Annotated in this window: 12 protein-coding genes; 4 read left to right on the top strand and 8 right to left on the bottom strand. The window is 41.2% G+C overall.

Translation table 11 applies throughout. The annotated features are described in order from the left end of the window. Nucleotides 1–53: 53 nt before the first annotated feature. The 4 genes from VK664_RS17035 to VK664_RS17020 all read left to right on the top strand — a co-directional run bounded on the left by VK664_RS17035 (nucleotide 54) and on the right by VK664_RS17020 (nucleotide 4,336). Nucleotides 54–1,010: an aldose epimerase family protein gene (locus tag VK664_RS17035; protein ID WP_461399892.1), complete on the top strand. Its 957-nt coding sequence runs from the start codon at nucleotides 54–56 to the stop codon at nucleotides 1,008–1,010. 182 nt (nucleotides 1,011–1,192) lie between these two features. Then, nucleotides 1,193–1,978 carry a hypothetical protein gene (locus tag VK664_RS17030; RefSeq protein ID WP_461399891.1) on the top strand — a complete coding sequence of 262 codons (786 nt, stop codon included), beginning with the start codon at nucleotides 1,193–1,195 and terminating at the stop codon, nucleotides 1,976–1,978. Nucleotides 1,979–1,998: 20 nt separating this feature from the next. Continuing rightward, on the top strand, nucleotides 1,999–3,600 hold the full coding sequence (gene nadB, locus VK664_RS17025; protein ID WP_461399890.1) for an L-aspartate oxidase: 1,602 nt from the start codon (nucleotides 1,999–2,001) through the stop codon (nucleotides 3,598–3,600). Between the two features lie 22 nt (nucleotides 3,601–3,622). Then, nucleotides 3,623–4,336 (top strand): nucleotidyltransferase family protein, encoded by a 714-nt coding sequence (locus VK664_RS17020; RefSeq protein ID WP_461399889.1) that lies wholly within the window; start codon nucleotides 3,623–3,625, stop codon nucleotides 4,334–4,336. Nucleotides 4,337–4,344: 8 nt separating this feature from the next. Here VK664_RS17020 and VK664_RS17015 read toward each other — a convergent pair whose 3' ends face one another. The 8 genes from VK664_RS17015 to VK664_RS16980 all read right to left on the bottom strand — a co-directional run bounded on the left by VK664_RS17015 (nucleotide 4,345) and on the right by VK664_RS16980 (nucleotide 14,206). Continuing rightward, nucleotides 4,345–5,124, bottom strand: coding sequence for a LytR/AlgR family response regulator transcription factor (locus VK664_RS17015; RefSeq protein ID WP_461399888.1), 780 nt, complete (start codon nucleotides 5,122–5,124; stop codon nucleotides 4,345–4,347). After that, the gene (locus VK664_RS17010) at nucleotides 5,121–6,239 is read right to left on the bottom strand and encodes a sensor histidine kinase (protein ID WP_461399887.1); all 1,119 of its coding nucleotides are present in this window, start codon (nucleotides 6,237–6,239) and stop codon (nucleotides 5,121–5,123) included. The genes VK664_RS17015 and VK664_RS17010 overlap by 4 nt, the downstream gene beginning before the upstream one ends. Beyond that, nucleotides 6,236–7,321, bottom strand: coding sequence for a sensor histidine kinase (locus VK664_RS17005; protein WP_461399886.1), 1,086 nt, complete (start codon nucleotides 7,319–7,321; stop codon nucleotides 6,236–6,238). Before VK664_RS17005 ends, VK664_RS17010 begins: the two co-directional genes overlap by 4 nt. Before the next feature lie 215 nt (nucleotides 7,322–7,536). Beyond that, a complete protein-coding gene (locus tag VK664_RS17000) occupies nucleotides 7,537–9,318 on the bottom strand; it encodes an AMP-dependent synthetase/ligase (RefSeq protein WP_461399885.1) in 1,782 nt (593 codons plus the stop codon). Between the two features lie 272 nt (nucleotides 9,319–9,590). Beyond that, complete coding sequence (locus tag VK664_RS16995) at nucleotides 9,591–10,607, bottom strand: tetratricopeptide repeat protein (protein WP_461399906.1); 1,017 nt, start codon at nucleotides 10,605–10,607, stop codon at nucleotides 9,591–9,593. Between the two features lie 92 nt (nucleotides 10,608–10,699). Then, on the bottom strand, nucleotides 10,700–11,962 hold the full coding sequence (locus tag VK664_RS16990; protein ID WP_461399884.1) for a DUF1015 domain-containing protein: 1,263 nt from the start codon (nucleotides 11,960–11,962) through the stop codon (nucleotides 10,700–10,702). A gap of 18 nt (nucleotides 11,963–11,980) precedes the next feature. Next, nucleotides 11,981–13,066, bottom strand: a complete 1,086-nt coding sequence (gene serC, locus VK664_RS16985) for a 3-phosphoserine/phosphohydroxythreonine transaminase (protein WP_461399883.1) — start codon at nucleotides 13,064–13,066, stop codon at nucleotides 11,981–11,983. A 174-nt stretch (nucleotides 13,067–13,240) separates the two neighbouring features. Continuing rightward, nucleotides 13,241–14,206: a zinc dependent phospholipase C family protein gene (locus VK664_RS16980; RefSeq protein WP_461399882.1), complete on the bottom strand. Its 966-nt coding sequence runs from the start codon at nucleotides 14,204–14,206 to the stop codon at nucleotides 13,241–13,243. Between the last annotated feature and the right edge of the window lie 5 nt (nucleotides 14,207–14,211).

Below are 14,211 nucleotides of genomic sequence, written 5' to 3'. Positions count from 1 at the left end.
GAATTTTCTAAATTTGGCCGCATAAAAATATTCATTTTCAATAACTTGCTATCATGAATTTTACAGTTGAAAGGGTTGTTGAGAATGGTTTTTCCTTAATCAGGTTAAAAGATCATAAAACGGAAACCTATGTGACCATAATGCCCGGAGCGGGTGGGCTAATCCATGAATTTGTTATCAGCGTGCAGGATACCAGGCTGAACATCATTGATAATTATAAAGACGAAACAGAGTTAAATGGATTTCTCGCACTTTCTTACAAGAGTTGTAAATTATCACCATTCGCCTGCAGGATAGCTGAAGGTAAATGGTCATTCGAAGGCAAAAACTACGAGTTTAAAACCAAATTCAAGGATGGATCAGCTATTCATGGACTGCTTTACAATAAAGCCTTTAATGTATCGGATGAATTTTCGGACGATAATATGGCTTCCATCACATTAAGATATCATTATAAAAAAGAAGATGAGGGTTATCCATTCGACTATATCTGCGAAACCAGGTATATGCTTCAACCGGGAAATGTATTACAACTGGAAACCACAATAACTAATCTCGATGATTCAACGATTCCCGTTACGGATGGCTGGCACCCGTATTTTAACCTCGGTGGTAAGGTAGATGACTATATTTTACAGTTCGGTTCGGCCGCCATGCTCGAATTTGATGATCGGCTGGTACCAACAGGCGAAGTGTTGGAAGAACCCTCTTTCCAGGTGCCGCACCGGCTTGGAGACAGGGAAATTGATAATTGTTATGTCCTGAATACAGAACCCGGCCTTCCCTGTTGCGCTATATATAATCCATTAAATAAGCTTACCGTATCATTTTTTGCATCGGATGCATATCCATTTCTACAGGTATTTACCCCGAAACATCGCGACAGCATTGCAATTGAAAATCTCAGCGGAGCTCCCGATAACTTCAACAATGGCCTCGGTCTGATCCTGCTCGAACCAAGGCGTTCTAAAACATTTAATACCTGGTACCGGGCAGAAGTATCAGAATGACGACCTGATAAATCGGAAAGGAGACCTGGTAAATCAGAATGACGACCTGGTATAATTGATTGCTTTTAATATTGAGATAAAGAAACCAAGCTGACTCCGGATTGTTAAATCAATTGACTATGGCGCAAATGAATACCGTATTCGCTCTTTTGGATTAATTTAGACCCAAATATTGATTTTATATGAAGAATTTGAAATTGATCCTGGTAACCTTGCTCTCCGTACTTTTTGTGAGCTGTTACGAAGTGAACGAGGAAATTGTGATAAATGAAAATGGATCCGGATCCTTTGTTACAAAAATGGATATGAGCCAGCTCCTCGAAATGCTCCAGACTATGGGTGGTGAAGAAGAACTGGCAAAAGAAGGGCTGGACAGACCAATCGACACAACCATCATGATGAAGTCGCTGATGGATTCAGCCAAAGATATGACTGCCGATCAGAAAGCGCTCCTGAAAAATGGCAAACTGCATCTCCAGATGGACATGAAAGAAAAGGTCATGAAGTTGAATGTTGATCTTCCATATACAGGTTATGATAATTTGCAGAAGCTGATGTCTGGAATGGGCAACAGTGGTACAGGTATCGGTGAAGCATTCAAAGCAATATTTGACAAAGGTGGCGATAGCAGTGCTGCCGATATGCCCGCTCAACCAAAGAGCAACCAGATGGATCAGCTTAACGGCATTTTTGACGTTGTTGTAAAAAATGGACTGATAAGCCGTAAAGCAAACCAGGAAAAATTTAAAAAACTGATGGAGAACCCGGAAATGGAACAAATGAAACAGCTTTCATCATCCGGTATGGAAATTTTATATACGACCACGATAAAGTTTCCAAGACCGGTGAAAAAAACAGATAATCCATTGATCAAATTATCTGAAGACAAAAAGACTGTTACCATGAAATATAATTTGTTAGAGATGATCGAAACGCCGGAGAAATTTTCATACACAATTGAATATTAAGAAAGGGAATTAAGTAAAACATGCAGACAGATTTTTTAATCATTGGTTCAGGTATCGCGGGTCTCACTTATGCCATGAAAATGGCTACGCAGTTTCCAGACAAAAAAGTGACGGTCATAACAAAGGCACAGGTCGATGAAACGAACACGAAATATGCCCAGGGAGGAATAGCTGGAGTGACTGACTTTACCAATGATAGTTTTTCCAAACATATTGAAGATACATTGATAGCCGGCGACGGTCTTTGCAATGAAAAGGTTGTAGAGATAGTTGTAAAGGAAGGCGTTGACAGGATACAGGAACTAATCTCGCTCGGTACAAGGTTCGACAAAGAGGCGGATGGGGATTATAAGCTTGGAAAAGAAGGTGGACACAGTGAGTTCCGGATCCTGCATCATAAAGATGTAACGGGTAAGGAAATGGAACGTGCATTGGTCGATGCGGTTGAGAAATACCCGAACATCGAAATCGTTAAACATTGTTTTGTTGTTGATCTCATAACCCAGCACCATCTCGGTTATCTGGTCACAAAATCTACTCCGGATATTGTGTGTTATGGCGTTTATGCACTGAACACAGAAACAAATGCTATTGAAACCATTCTTGCACGTATAACAATGATCGCAACCGGGGGCAATGGCCAGGTTTACAGGTCTACTACTAATCCTCTCATCGCCACGGGCGACGGCGTTGCGATGGTGTATCGTGCAAAGGGAAGGATTGAGAATATGGAATTTATCCAGTTTCACCCTACAGCTCTTTATGAACCGGGTGTACGTGGGCAATCATTTCTTATCACTGAAGCTGTAAGGGGTGATGGTGGTATTCTTCGTAATGTGAAAGGGCAGGCCTTTATGGAAAGATATGACCCGCGTAAAGATCTGGCTCCGCGCGATATCGTCGCCAGGGCCATTGATAGCGAAATGAAGATCAGCGGAACAGAACATGTATACCTTGACGTGCGGCATATACCAGTTGAAAAATTTATTGAACACTTTCCCAATATTTATGACAAGTGCAAATCAATCGGCATCGATATTTCACAACATCTGATCCCGGTAGCACCGGCGGCACACTATAGTTGCGGAGGTATTAAGACAGATGAGTGGGGAAGAACATCTATCAGTAACTTATATGCTGCAGGTGAATGTGCCAGTACAGGCCTCCATGGAGCTAACCGGCTTGCAAGCAACTCTTTGCTGGAAGCCATGGTGTTTGCACACCGGGCTTATATGGATTCTGTACAAAATCCAATTCCGGAAATTGAAGTAACCAGGCAAATCCCCGATTGGAATGCTTCCGGAACAACCGAACCAAAGGAGATGATCCTGATAACCCAAAGTTTAAAAGAGGTACAGCAGACGATGAGTGATTATGTCGGGATCGTAAGAACGGATACCAGGCTGGGCAGGGCCATGAAAAGGCTGGATCTTTTATGGGACGAAACTCAACACCTTTATGAAAGAACAACACTGTCTCCGCAATTATGTGAATTAAGGAATATGATTACTGTCAGTTACCTGATTGTTAAGGGTGCTAACTTTCGTCATGAAAGTCGTGGCCTGCATTACAACACAGATTATGAGTTCAAGAATGATATACCACAGAACATTGTGTTATAGCTGAAGAAAATTAATCAATAATATGCGCGCCATTATTTTTTGTGCTGGTCTTGGAACCAGGTTTAAACCCTGGACCGACAAACATCCGAAGGCCCTGGCCATCATCAATGGTAAATCTCTTCTTCAAAGAAACGTTGAATATCTTCAAAAATATGGTATCAAAGATATCATCGTAAATGTCCATCATTTTGCGGAGCAGATTGAAGAAGCAATTGCAAATGCCAATGGATGGGGATCTGAAGTCCGGATCAGTGATGAAAGAAACGAGGTGCTCGAAACCGGGGGAGGTTTGCTCAAGGCTGCGCATCTCATGGGACAGGAAGATTTTGTTGCACTGAATGTTGACATCCTTACAGATCTGGATCTTGGGGTGATGATAGATGCACATAAAACCGGGCACGCAATTGCAACACTGGCAGTTTCAAAGCGCAAAACAAGCAGGTACTTTCTTTTTAATGAAATGAATTTGTTAAGCGGCTGGAGAAACGTAACTACCGGGGAAGAAAAAATCAGCAGGGATACACGAAACCTGGTTGAAAAAGCATTTAGCGGCGTTCATATCATCAGCCCGCGTTTGTTCGGGATGATATCTCAAAGAGGTAAGTTCTCGATTGTTGATGTTTATCTTGAAATCTCTGTCTCTAACCCTATTATTGGTTTTGATCATACCGGGAGCAAACTCATCGACGTCGGAAAACCTGAAGCTGTTCAGACTGCTGAGGCAATGTTTGGATGAAGCCGGCATCATTTTCCCATCCACTTTTTAAAATCACTGACTTTCTCACGGCTAACTATTGCTTCTTTATCCACTTCGGGTTTTAAATTAAGCAGAAGCCGGTTTCCAAAATAATCATGTATCTGATCAACACTGTCAACTGCTATATAAAATGACCTGCTGATACGAAAATATCTTTCGGGGCTAAGCATCTCTTCGAGCTCATCCATAGTATAATCAACAACATATTTTTTGTTGTCGTAAGTCTTAAAAAAATTCAAGCGGCCATCGCTGAAAAAAAATGCGATTTCCTCAACTTCGATAGATACCAGCTTCTGTGCATTTTTAACCAGGAATCTTTTTCTATACTCTTTAGGCTGTAGTTTATTGCGCAGCTCATTGATGAGGCTTTCCACATTCATATCCTTTCCTGCTGGCTCAGCATTGTACATCTTTTTCATTTGATGAAACTTTTTAAGTGCTGCCTCGAGATCTTCTTTCTGAACCGGTTTTAACAAATAATCAATGCTGTTAACCTTAAAAGCCTTCAAGGCATATTCATCATAGGAAGTGGTAAAAATTACAGCACTTTTCAACTGAACCCTGCTGAAGATTTCGAAACTCTGACCATCAGAAAGTTCTATATCCATCAGTATCAGATCAGGTGACGGGTTTTCCTCCAGCCATTCAACCGTTGATTTAATACTATCTGTTATTGCCACTACACTGGCTTCAGGATCTACTGCGGCCAGTGTTTTCTGTAATTTCTTTACTGCAAGTTCTTCGTCTTCTACTATTAAAATGTTCATAACTCAATTTTCGGTTTTGAGGGTCCGGTATTTATGGGATTGGTCTTGTTCTTTGCGATTGATAGTTTCTTTTCAGCATTTACATTCCATATCAATGGAAGTATTACAGTAAAATTTCTTGAATCTTCCATCACCTGGAAGCCCGGCTGATTTAGCAACTCAAATTTATGCCTGATATTTTCAAGTCCAACTTTATTTGAAGGAGCCTTTATTCCTTTGATCTGTGAGTTATTGTTAACCGCCAGTTTGTTACCTACCATGGCAAAAATATCTATCACCAATGGCTGCTGCCTGGAAACCACGTTGTGTTTTACTGCGTTCTCCACAAGTAATTGCAGACTTAACGAAGGGATCAGGTATGGATCATATCTTTTGTCCACTTCAAGCTGTAGTTCGATAGCATCTCCATGTCTCGTTTTCAGCAGGCGGTAGTATGATTCAATAAACCGGAGTTCGTTCTGAACTGTACTTAATCCATCCTCATTGTTTCGTAAAAGATACCTGTACACTTTGCTCAACTCATCCAGGAACTTTTCTGCTCTTCGCGGGTCTTCACTTATAAGAGATGATAATGTATTAAAACAATTAAAAAGGAAATGCGGATTTACCTGGTTCTTTAGCGCATCAAACTCATGTTGGATGGCAAGCTGCTGAAATTGTTCTTTCTCAGAAAGGCTTTCCTTCCATTTTCTCAAAAAATATTCAGCTTCCCAGGTTGTAGTTGCGATAAGAGTTAAACAAATAGACATCCATATAACACTTTTCATAGTTCCTGGTACATAGGTAAAACCAAGGAAATGATTGTAATCATATGCTTTAAATAATACCCAGAAAGTAGTTACGGACATTATTATATGGGTAATAGTCAACAGGCTAAGCCTTAGTAGGGTTTGATTCAACCTTGGTAATCTGACCCGGTACCAATGCATGACCAGGATATGAAAATACCAGAAGAAAAACAGGTCGATAAAAGTCACCGGGAAAGAATAAGCTAAGATCAGTCCATCACTATAAACCCTGTCGCCAAATAACATGATGTTGAAAAGCAGCGTAAGAACCGGTGCCAGCAACAGGAATGTAATGAATTCTATTTTTGTTGGCTTCCAGGGATTCATACAATTGATTTTTCAGATTGACGAATCAGTGGTAACTCAATAATATTATAATCTGCAGTCTTTGTCACAATGATGTTTTGCTGGCATAAAAGCCTGAACTTATTTGCGACATTTTCCAGGGCCGACTGGTCAGCCACTTCATCTACTACCTTTTTCTCAATATTGTTTTTTACACTCAGCCAGCCATTATTTAATGACTTGATTTCGATGCGAAGTGGTCGGTCTTTGTTAACAGTATTCTGGTTATAAGCAGCTTCAACCAACATCTGGAGAGTTAGTGGAGGAAGGGTCAAGGCGAGATCAGATTCATTTACTTCAAAGTGGATCTCTATACCATCACTGTATCTTGACTTCAACAGGAAAAAATATGATTTTACAAACTGCAGTTCAGTGTCAAGGGTCACCAGCTGATCATCTGTATTCCTAAGCAGGTAACGATAAACTTTGCTCATCTCATCAAGAAATTTTTCGGCCTTTTCCTGGTCTTCGCTGATAAGACTCGACAATGAGTTTAGGCTATTGAAGAGGAAATGCGGGTTAACCTGGCTTTTTAATCCAAGCAACTGACTCTGCATGTATTCTTTTTTCAGCTGTTCGGTTTCGATCATGGTAGCTTTCCAGTTTCGGAACCCGGCTTCACCTTCGAGCACTAAAGTAACAAACACGTTTAGGATTATACCAATGAACAGTGACCAGCGATAACGTTTTTCGTCATAGTCGTATCCGAGAAAACCCGTGCTGTCATAAACCCAATGAATCAAGGTTAAAGAGAGAGTGGTCACAATTACATAAAGACAAATCGTGGTAAACATTCTTTTGTAGGGATATTTGTCGCTTGCGAAATGGGTTTTTGTTAGCGCTGATATATTGTTCAATAGGTACCAAAGAAAAGTACCGAAGACAAATCCCAGAAATCCCGATACAAGAAAGACTGAAATGGAAGAGAAAAACCTGAAACCGAATAAAGAAATGTTTAGCAACAGGGCGATTAAAGGTATAACCGCCCAGAAAAGATGAGGTTCGTTACCTGCAAATTTTGGCAGCCTTTTCAGCAATGTGCTATAATTTACTATCGGAGTCATTAATGCGACAAATTACCGCCTTTTTAGACACTTAAAAAGGCGGGAACAAGCGTAATGACCGTTTTTTTGAATGAATTGACAATTCAGGAACATGAACTGTCGGGCACCTACGGAACATGTTCAATTTTGTGACAAGTTGGATGAGAAACGGCCCTGATAGCCAACGAAATGCAATTGATTCGTAGATTATGCCAATTTATACGTATGGAATGAAATCACCCATAGATCCTGTCAATCGCGTCACGGAATTTTTCCATAACTACTTTGCGTTTGATGCTCATCTTCGGGGTCATCTCGCCACTCTCAACGCTCCATTCATTTGGAAGTAATTCAAATTTTTTGATCTGTTCAACATGATTGAAGTATTTATTGAACGATTCAACCAAATCTTTATACATGGCCAGTACCTTCTGATTGTTGATCAATGCCTGGTGCGATGTATCCGTAATTCCATGTTCCCTGGCCCATTCTTTCAGATTGGAGAAAGAAGGTATAAGAAGGGCGCCAACAAATTTTTCCCCGGAGCCAACAACTATTACTTGTTCAATATAACGTGATTCCTTCAACTTATTTTCAATCGGTAGCGGTGCTACATATTTTCCACCACTGGTTTTGAATAGTTCTTTTTTGCGATCGGTAATCTTAAGAAACTTATCGTCGATCATCATACCAATATCACCGGTATAATACCATCCGCCTTTTACGTTTTCGGCGGTGAGTTCTGGTTGTTTATAATACCCTATCATAACATTAGGCCCCTTACAAAGGATTTCCCCATCCTCAGCAATCTTTACTTCAACATTGTCGATCACTGGCCCGACCGTGCCGAATTTCCGGTTATGTACTTCATAACGATTAACGCTTATTACCGGTGAAGTTTCTGTAAGACCATAGCCTTCAAGAATAGGGATTTTGGCAGCGGTAAAAATTCGTATTAGTCTAACCTGGCATGCCGCTCCACCACTTACTATACAGGTGAGATTGTTGCCAAGTGCTTCACGCCACTTGTTAAAAATGAGTTTATTTGCGAGGGCAAGCTGCATCTTATAAACAGCACCCAAAGGTTTATTGATGTCGTACCTGGCAGCAAGACCATGAGCCCAAAAGAAAAGCTTCTTCTTAACGCCTGTGAGTTCTGAACCTTTTGCCATGATTTTATCATACACTTTTTCAAGCAGACGGGGAACAGTTGTAAAGATATCAGGCTTCACTTCTTTCAGATTATCTCCGATTGTATCAAGGTTTTCCGCATAATAGATGGAGGTGCCCGTGAACAGGTAGAAATAACTTATCATTCGCTCAAAGATATGATTGAGCGGAAGGAAGCTGAGTGCGCGCATATTCTTTTTTGGAGGAAGACAGGGGATACAGGCCAGGACATTTGAAACTATGTTCTCATGAGATAACATTACTCCCTTTGGTTTGCCGGTTGTGCCCGAGGTATAAATGATGGTAGCAAGATCTTTGTAATCTATCCTGCTGGCGATTTCCGGAATTGTGGCAATTGTGTCCACACTGCTTTTCTCCATCAGTTCTTTCCAGTATTTCGCATTCACAACATGTTCGAAACTGTAGATTTCTTTGATAGAAGAAACCTTGTCCCTGATGCTGAGAACTTTGTGAAATGTTTCTTCATCATTTACAAAAACAATCTTTGCTGCAGCATCCTGTAAAACAAATTCAAGTTCATTCACATTGATAGTGGGATAAATCGGAACCAATACCGCACCTATCTGTTGAACCGCAAGGTCTGTAATAATCCATTCGGGTCGGTTTTTGGAAATAATAGCGATTTTATCGCGTCCTTCCGGGCTCATGTCACCACAGGTAATTCCTGAATTTAGCAAACCTGCAGACAGCTTGTCTGCAGCATCTTTAACATCCTGGGTACTGTATTTCACCCATTTTCCATTCTCCTTTGCAGCAAGCATATCTGGAATAGGACCATTTTCTAAATGAAACTGAAGGCAATCAAACAATCGTCGGAATTCAGTCATATACGCAAGGTTAATAAATTAAACTGGTGAGCAGGCCTGCTTTGTCGCGACTTAAACTTACGCGACTTAAACTTAATTACAGCAGCCCTTTGAAATTAGTAAATATATGTGAATAGAAATATGAGTTATGAATTATGAATTATGAGATATGTTGTGTGAGCCAGTGCCCATGACTCAGGCGACTGGAATCTGGAAGGAAGCAACCAAAAATTTATCAAATCTGCCGGCAACACGATATATCAGGAACTGAGTAGAAAGGAAGAAAAAAAAATCTAATTGATTTTTTGATAATACTGACCCTTGGGAAGTTTAAAAACCCTGTTTTTCTGAAAGTTGGTGAAATTGTTTACCTCTTCAATATGATTGGCCGCCCATTGCTGGTATTGGGTGGCATTGGCGGCACTGAATACCCATTGATTGTATGCATCGAACATGCCCGCCTTAATCAATTGCTGTTGATGTGCGAAGAGGCGGTAAGGGAATCGTGTTGCATCCTTTTGAAACCAGTCGGCTATAAAGGCTTTGCGAAGTTTATTGAGAGACTCTACCGAAATGCCTCCCGCAACCAGGCCTGCATTTTTCTTCATATTTTCAAGGACCGCATTCGCAAAATCACTACGATGTTGTTGGTTCTTCATGATATCCGGATCAGTAAATAGTTTTTTATAACCGTCGATGAGTTGAGTCTGGATTTCGGTTGTGCGTTGGCTGTAACTTTCAAGATTGATAAAAACCTCACCATATAAAATACCCCATACTTTATCTGCCGAGAAATAGTAAAACTTCGCAGCATTATAATAGTTACCAGGGTAGCTTGGTTCAGATAAAATTCCTCTTTCCCATTGCTTCACCGCATTGGCAAACTCCTGTTTGGTCCAAAGCATCTCACCATATTCATTATAAAGTACGCCGCTGTTTGGGAATCTTCGCAGACCTTCTTTGTACATCTTCTCACATTCTTTTCTTTCCTCGATTGCTTTGAACATCATCCCAAGGATCTGAAAGCTTTGTACATCAGCATCCTTTCTTTTCACAATTGGTTTTGCTAATTCAAGCCCTTTCACAAAATCGCGTTTCATATAATACGCGTAAGCCAGGTCTTTCTGGATTTCCAGGTCATTTGGATTTGATGCGGAGGCCCTGTTAAGGAGCATGATCGCATTGGTATAATCACCCTGGCGAAGGAAAATCTTAGCCTTACCTTCCGGCGAAGTTGAATCTGGTTGCTGGGCGTTAAGGTTGCCGGATATAATTAATAAGAGGCCAGTAACCAGGATGCTATATTTCATACGCGTCAAAGATAAGTGATTGAATGAACAGCCACCCGGTCCAGAAGTTAAAATTGCAATCCGGATTAAGCTGCGATATGAGATGTAACTGACTAAGCACTAATAAGATGAGTGAGTAAACCATCTCTCAGTTTAGGCTCGAACCAGGTACTTTTTGGTGGCATCACCTGGCCACTGTCAGCTATATCGAATAACTGTTGAATGGTTACCGGGTGCAGGCTGAATGCCACTGCCATTTCACCGTTATCAACCCGTTTTACCAGTTCGTTAAGACCGCGTATACCACCCACGAAATCAATTCTTGTGTCTGTACGCTGATCTTTTATACCCAGTAGTGGATCAAGAATGTTTTGGGAAAGAATAGTGACATCCAGGATTCCGATTGGATCTTCATTATAAGTGCCTGGCCTCGCCGTAAGCTGGTACCATGAACCGTCAAGGTACATTCCGAAATCATGCAGGTTAGCAGGGGCTACTGAAGATGATTGTGGAACGATTTCAAATTTCTCTTCCAGCCTGGCGATAAAATCTTCTTTGCTGAAGCCATAAAGATCTTTGACCACCCGGTTATAGTCCATTATATAAAGCTGATTCGATGGAAACAGTGTTGTCAGAAAAAAATCAGCGTTTGTATCAGTCCCTGCTCCCTGCTTACCACCAACAGCAGTGGCTTCTTTTTTATATTCACGCACTTTGGCAGCGGAAGCGGCCCGATGGTGTCCATCAGCAATATAAGTCGATGGAATTTTTTCGGCGAAAAGCGAAGTAATCGCAGAGATCTTTTCATCATTATTAATGATCCAGATAGTATGCGTTATGTCATCTGCAGCTACAAAATTATAAACCGGGTCATGTGTTGATTTCCATCCTTCGATAATTTCATCCAGCTCATCAAGATTACGATATGCGAGGAAAACATTGCCTGTCTGCGCCCCTGAATTCAGGATGTGATTTATCCGGTCCATCTCTTTTTCAGGACGGGTGAATTCATGTTTTTTTATCAGGTTGTTTTCATAGTCGTCTACCGAACTGGTACATACGAGGCCAGTCTGGCTTTTCCCATTCATCACCAGCTGATAAATATAATAACATGATTTGCTTTCACGGAAAAGAATGTCTCTTTGCATAAATGCAGCGAGATTTTCTTTTGCCTTATCATAAACTTCCTGGCTATGGGAATCGACCGATTCAGGTAAATCAATCTCTGATTTTGTTATATGTAGAAATGAATATGAATTACCAGCAGCCTCTTCTTTGGCTTCCCTGGAATTTAAAACATCATAAGGCCTGGAAGCAACCTGTTTTGCGAGTTCCGGTCTTGGTCTGAGTGCTTTGAATGGTGCTATCGTTGTCATTAAAGTTGCTTTGCGGAGTTATCCATGTTTTTGTTCAAATTCCTTCATTAGGTCTGTCAATGCGATTACACTTTCATACTGAAGTGCATTGTACATGGAGATACGGAATCCGCCTGTCGAGCGGTGACCTTTTATTCCATAAAAATTATTTTCCTTGCAGGCCGCCATGAATTTCTTTTCGAGCTCCTGGTCAGGCATCACGAAACAGGCATTCATTTTACTGCGGTCCTCTTTTGCTACATTGGTTTTGAAAATTTTACTGGCATCAAGTGTATCATAAAGCAATGCAGCCTTACGGTTATTCAACTGTTCTACAGCTGAAACCCCACCAATCTTTTTCAGCCACTTCAGCGTAAGCATACAAACGAATACAGCAAACACCGGGGGAGTATTCAGCATTGAACCATTCTCGATATGATTCCGGTAATCCATCATGCTGGGGATTTTTCTATCCACTTGTCCGAGTATGTTCTTGTTTACTACAACGAGATTTACACCGGCAGCACCAATATTTTTCTGGGCACCCGCATATATGATGTCAAAATTGTTGAAATCGATCACGCGGCTGAAAATATCACTGCTCATGTCTGCTACTAACGGCACACCATACTCATAAAAGGGATTCAGATCCTGCCATTGGGTTCCATAAATGGTGTTGTTCGTGGTAATATGCAGGTATTTTGCTGTTTTTGGAACAGTAAACTGCTTGGGCAAATAGCTAAAATTCGCTTCTTTGCTGCTACATACAACTTCAACATGGCCGAACAATTTTGCCTCTTTAATTCCCTTCGTTCCCCATATATCAGTTTCAGTATAAGCTGCTACTTCATTTTCACTGAGCAGGTTGTATGGGATCTGCATAAACTGGGTGGTGGCGCCGCCGTGAAGAAACAACACTTCGTGATCGTTATCCAGCTGCATAAGTTCCCTGACCAGCATCCTGGCATCGTTCATTACATTTTCAAAAAGGGGAGTCCTGTGACCGATCTCAAGAATGGATAAACCGCTGCCGTTGAAATTCAATATGGCGTTGCTGGCTTCCTGGAAAACCTCTGCTGGCAAAACACTCGGGCCAGCATTGAAATTATGCGTTATAAAGTTCACTTGGTATACATATATTGGTGTAAAAGGAATGCAAAAGTATTTAATTCCATTCTTTTAAGGACAATGCAGCTTATTTATTTGCAATTAACTGCTTATCAATTAAAAGAAATTATTATCAGCCACAAATGAATTCAATAGGCTGCAAAAATTCCAAACCGTAGTTTTTGATTCTAATCAGTCGCAGTTTTTGCCTTTCGGGTTGCCGTTTTGCCAGCTAAGGTTCAGTTCTGTGAATTCTTTTAAGGTGGCTTCGTCAGGAGAAGCTGCTGTAAGACCCTTAAGAGATGGTTGGCCGGCATTCGCCCAGGCAGTATACCAAAAGCTGGCTACTGCGTATATGGATAACTTCATCCTACGTTCAATCATGTTGTTCAGCATGGTATTGTACGCCTGCGAATAACCGGATGAGTATTGCCGGATAACAAACCCGTTTCTATCTTCATAAGAAAATTTCTGATCGGCAGGATATTTTGCAGAAAGCATTTTTTCAAATCTCAGGACGGTGTCAGCTGCGGCTGCGCTTTCAATAACCCTGTCCCAGATATAGGCCAGGGGATCATTAATATAGCTTGCATGGCCAATAAAAAAATCCCAGTTTTTTTCCGCGAGCAGTTCAGGAATTCTTGACTCCCAGAAACCGTGAATTCCATGCTGGCCTGTATGCTGGCCATTGTGGTTGCTTGATGCATGCAGTGGAACATGAAGATCAGCAAGGTAATGACCAAGTTCTGCTGAAAGACGCAGAATTTTGGAAGTTTCTTTAGCACGGAATGAGTTAGTTAATCTTGCCATCATTACCTGTATCCACCAGGGTCCGATTCCGTGTTGATTGAGGCTGTCCTCCGAAAATTTGCCAACGGCCTCATTCCATTTTCTTGGCAGATCAGGGTAAGGAGCCTTGCCATAACGATCCATATCGATATAGTGCCTTGGGGCCTCTGCCGTTACTGCATAACGTCGCTTATCCGGGTCCACTGCATGTTCCGTAAGAAAATCTGCATGTTGTTTAAAAAAAATCAACATTTCCGGGGGCAGCAGGAAGATTGCGTGATAATTAATATGCCTGTGCCCAAAAAATCCCCAACACCATGCATTCATGCTTATCAGCAACATGCATGATCCCAACAACCACTTTCTCATCTTTC

It is taken from the genome of Flavitalea sp. (genome assembly GCF_035489435.1).
Taxonomy (GTDB): Bacteria; Bacteroidota; Bacteroidia; order Chitinophagales; family Chitinophagaceae; genus DATHKG01.
Note: the sequence above shows the minus strand (reverse complement) of the source record. Positions and strands in the feature narration are given on the sequence as shown.

Bases quoted from the DNA above. Each gene is read 5' to 3' on its own strand.
- VK664_RS17010 (WP_461399887.1), bottom strand. From the start codon at position 6,239: ATGAATCCCTGGAAGCCAACAAAAATAGAATTCATTACATTCCTGTTG.
- VK664_RS17000 (WP_461399885.1), bottom strand. From the start codon at position 9,318: ATGACTGAATTCCGACGATTGTTTGATTGCCTTCAGTTTCATTTAGAA.
- nadB (WP_461399890.1), top strand. From the start codon at position 1,999: ATGCAGACAGATTTTTTAATCATTGGTTCAGGTATCGCGGGTCTCACT.
- VK664_RS17015 (WP_461399888.1), bottom strand. From the start codon at position 5,124: ATGAACATTTTAATAGTAGAAGACGAAGAACTTGCAGTAAAGAAATTA.
- VK664_RS16980 (WP_461399882.1), bottom strand. From the start codon at position 14,206: ATGAGAAAGTGGTTGTTGGGATCATGCATGTTGCTGATAAGCATGAAT.
- VK664_RS17035 (WP_461399892.1), top strand. From the start codon at position 54: ATGAATTTTACAGTTGAAAGGGTTGTTGAGAATGGTTTTTCCTTAATC.
- VK664_RS16990 (WP_461399884.1), bottom strand. From the start codon at position 11,962: ATGACAACGATAGCACCATTCAAAGCACTCAGACCAAGACCGGAACTC.
- VK664_RS16995 (WP_461399906.1), bottom strand. From the start codon at position 10,607: ATGAAATATAGCATCCTGGTTACTGGCCTCTTATTAATTATATCCGGC.
- VK664_RS17030 (WP_461399891.1), top strand. From the start codon at position 1,193: ATGAAGAATTTGAAATTGATCCTGGTAACCTTGCTCTCCGTACTTTTT.
- VK664_RS17005 (WP_461399886.1), bottom strand. From the start codon at position 7,321: ATGACTCCGATAGTAAATTATAGCACATTGCTGAAAAGGCTGCCAAAA.
- VK664_RS17020 (WP_461399889.1), top strand. From the start codon at position 3,623: ATGCGCGCCATTATTTTTTGTGCTGGTCTTGGAACCAGGTTTAAACCC.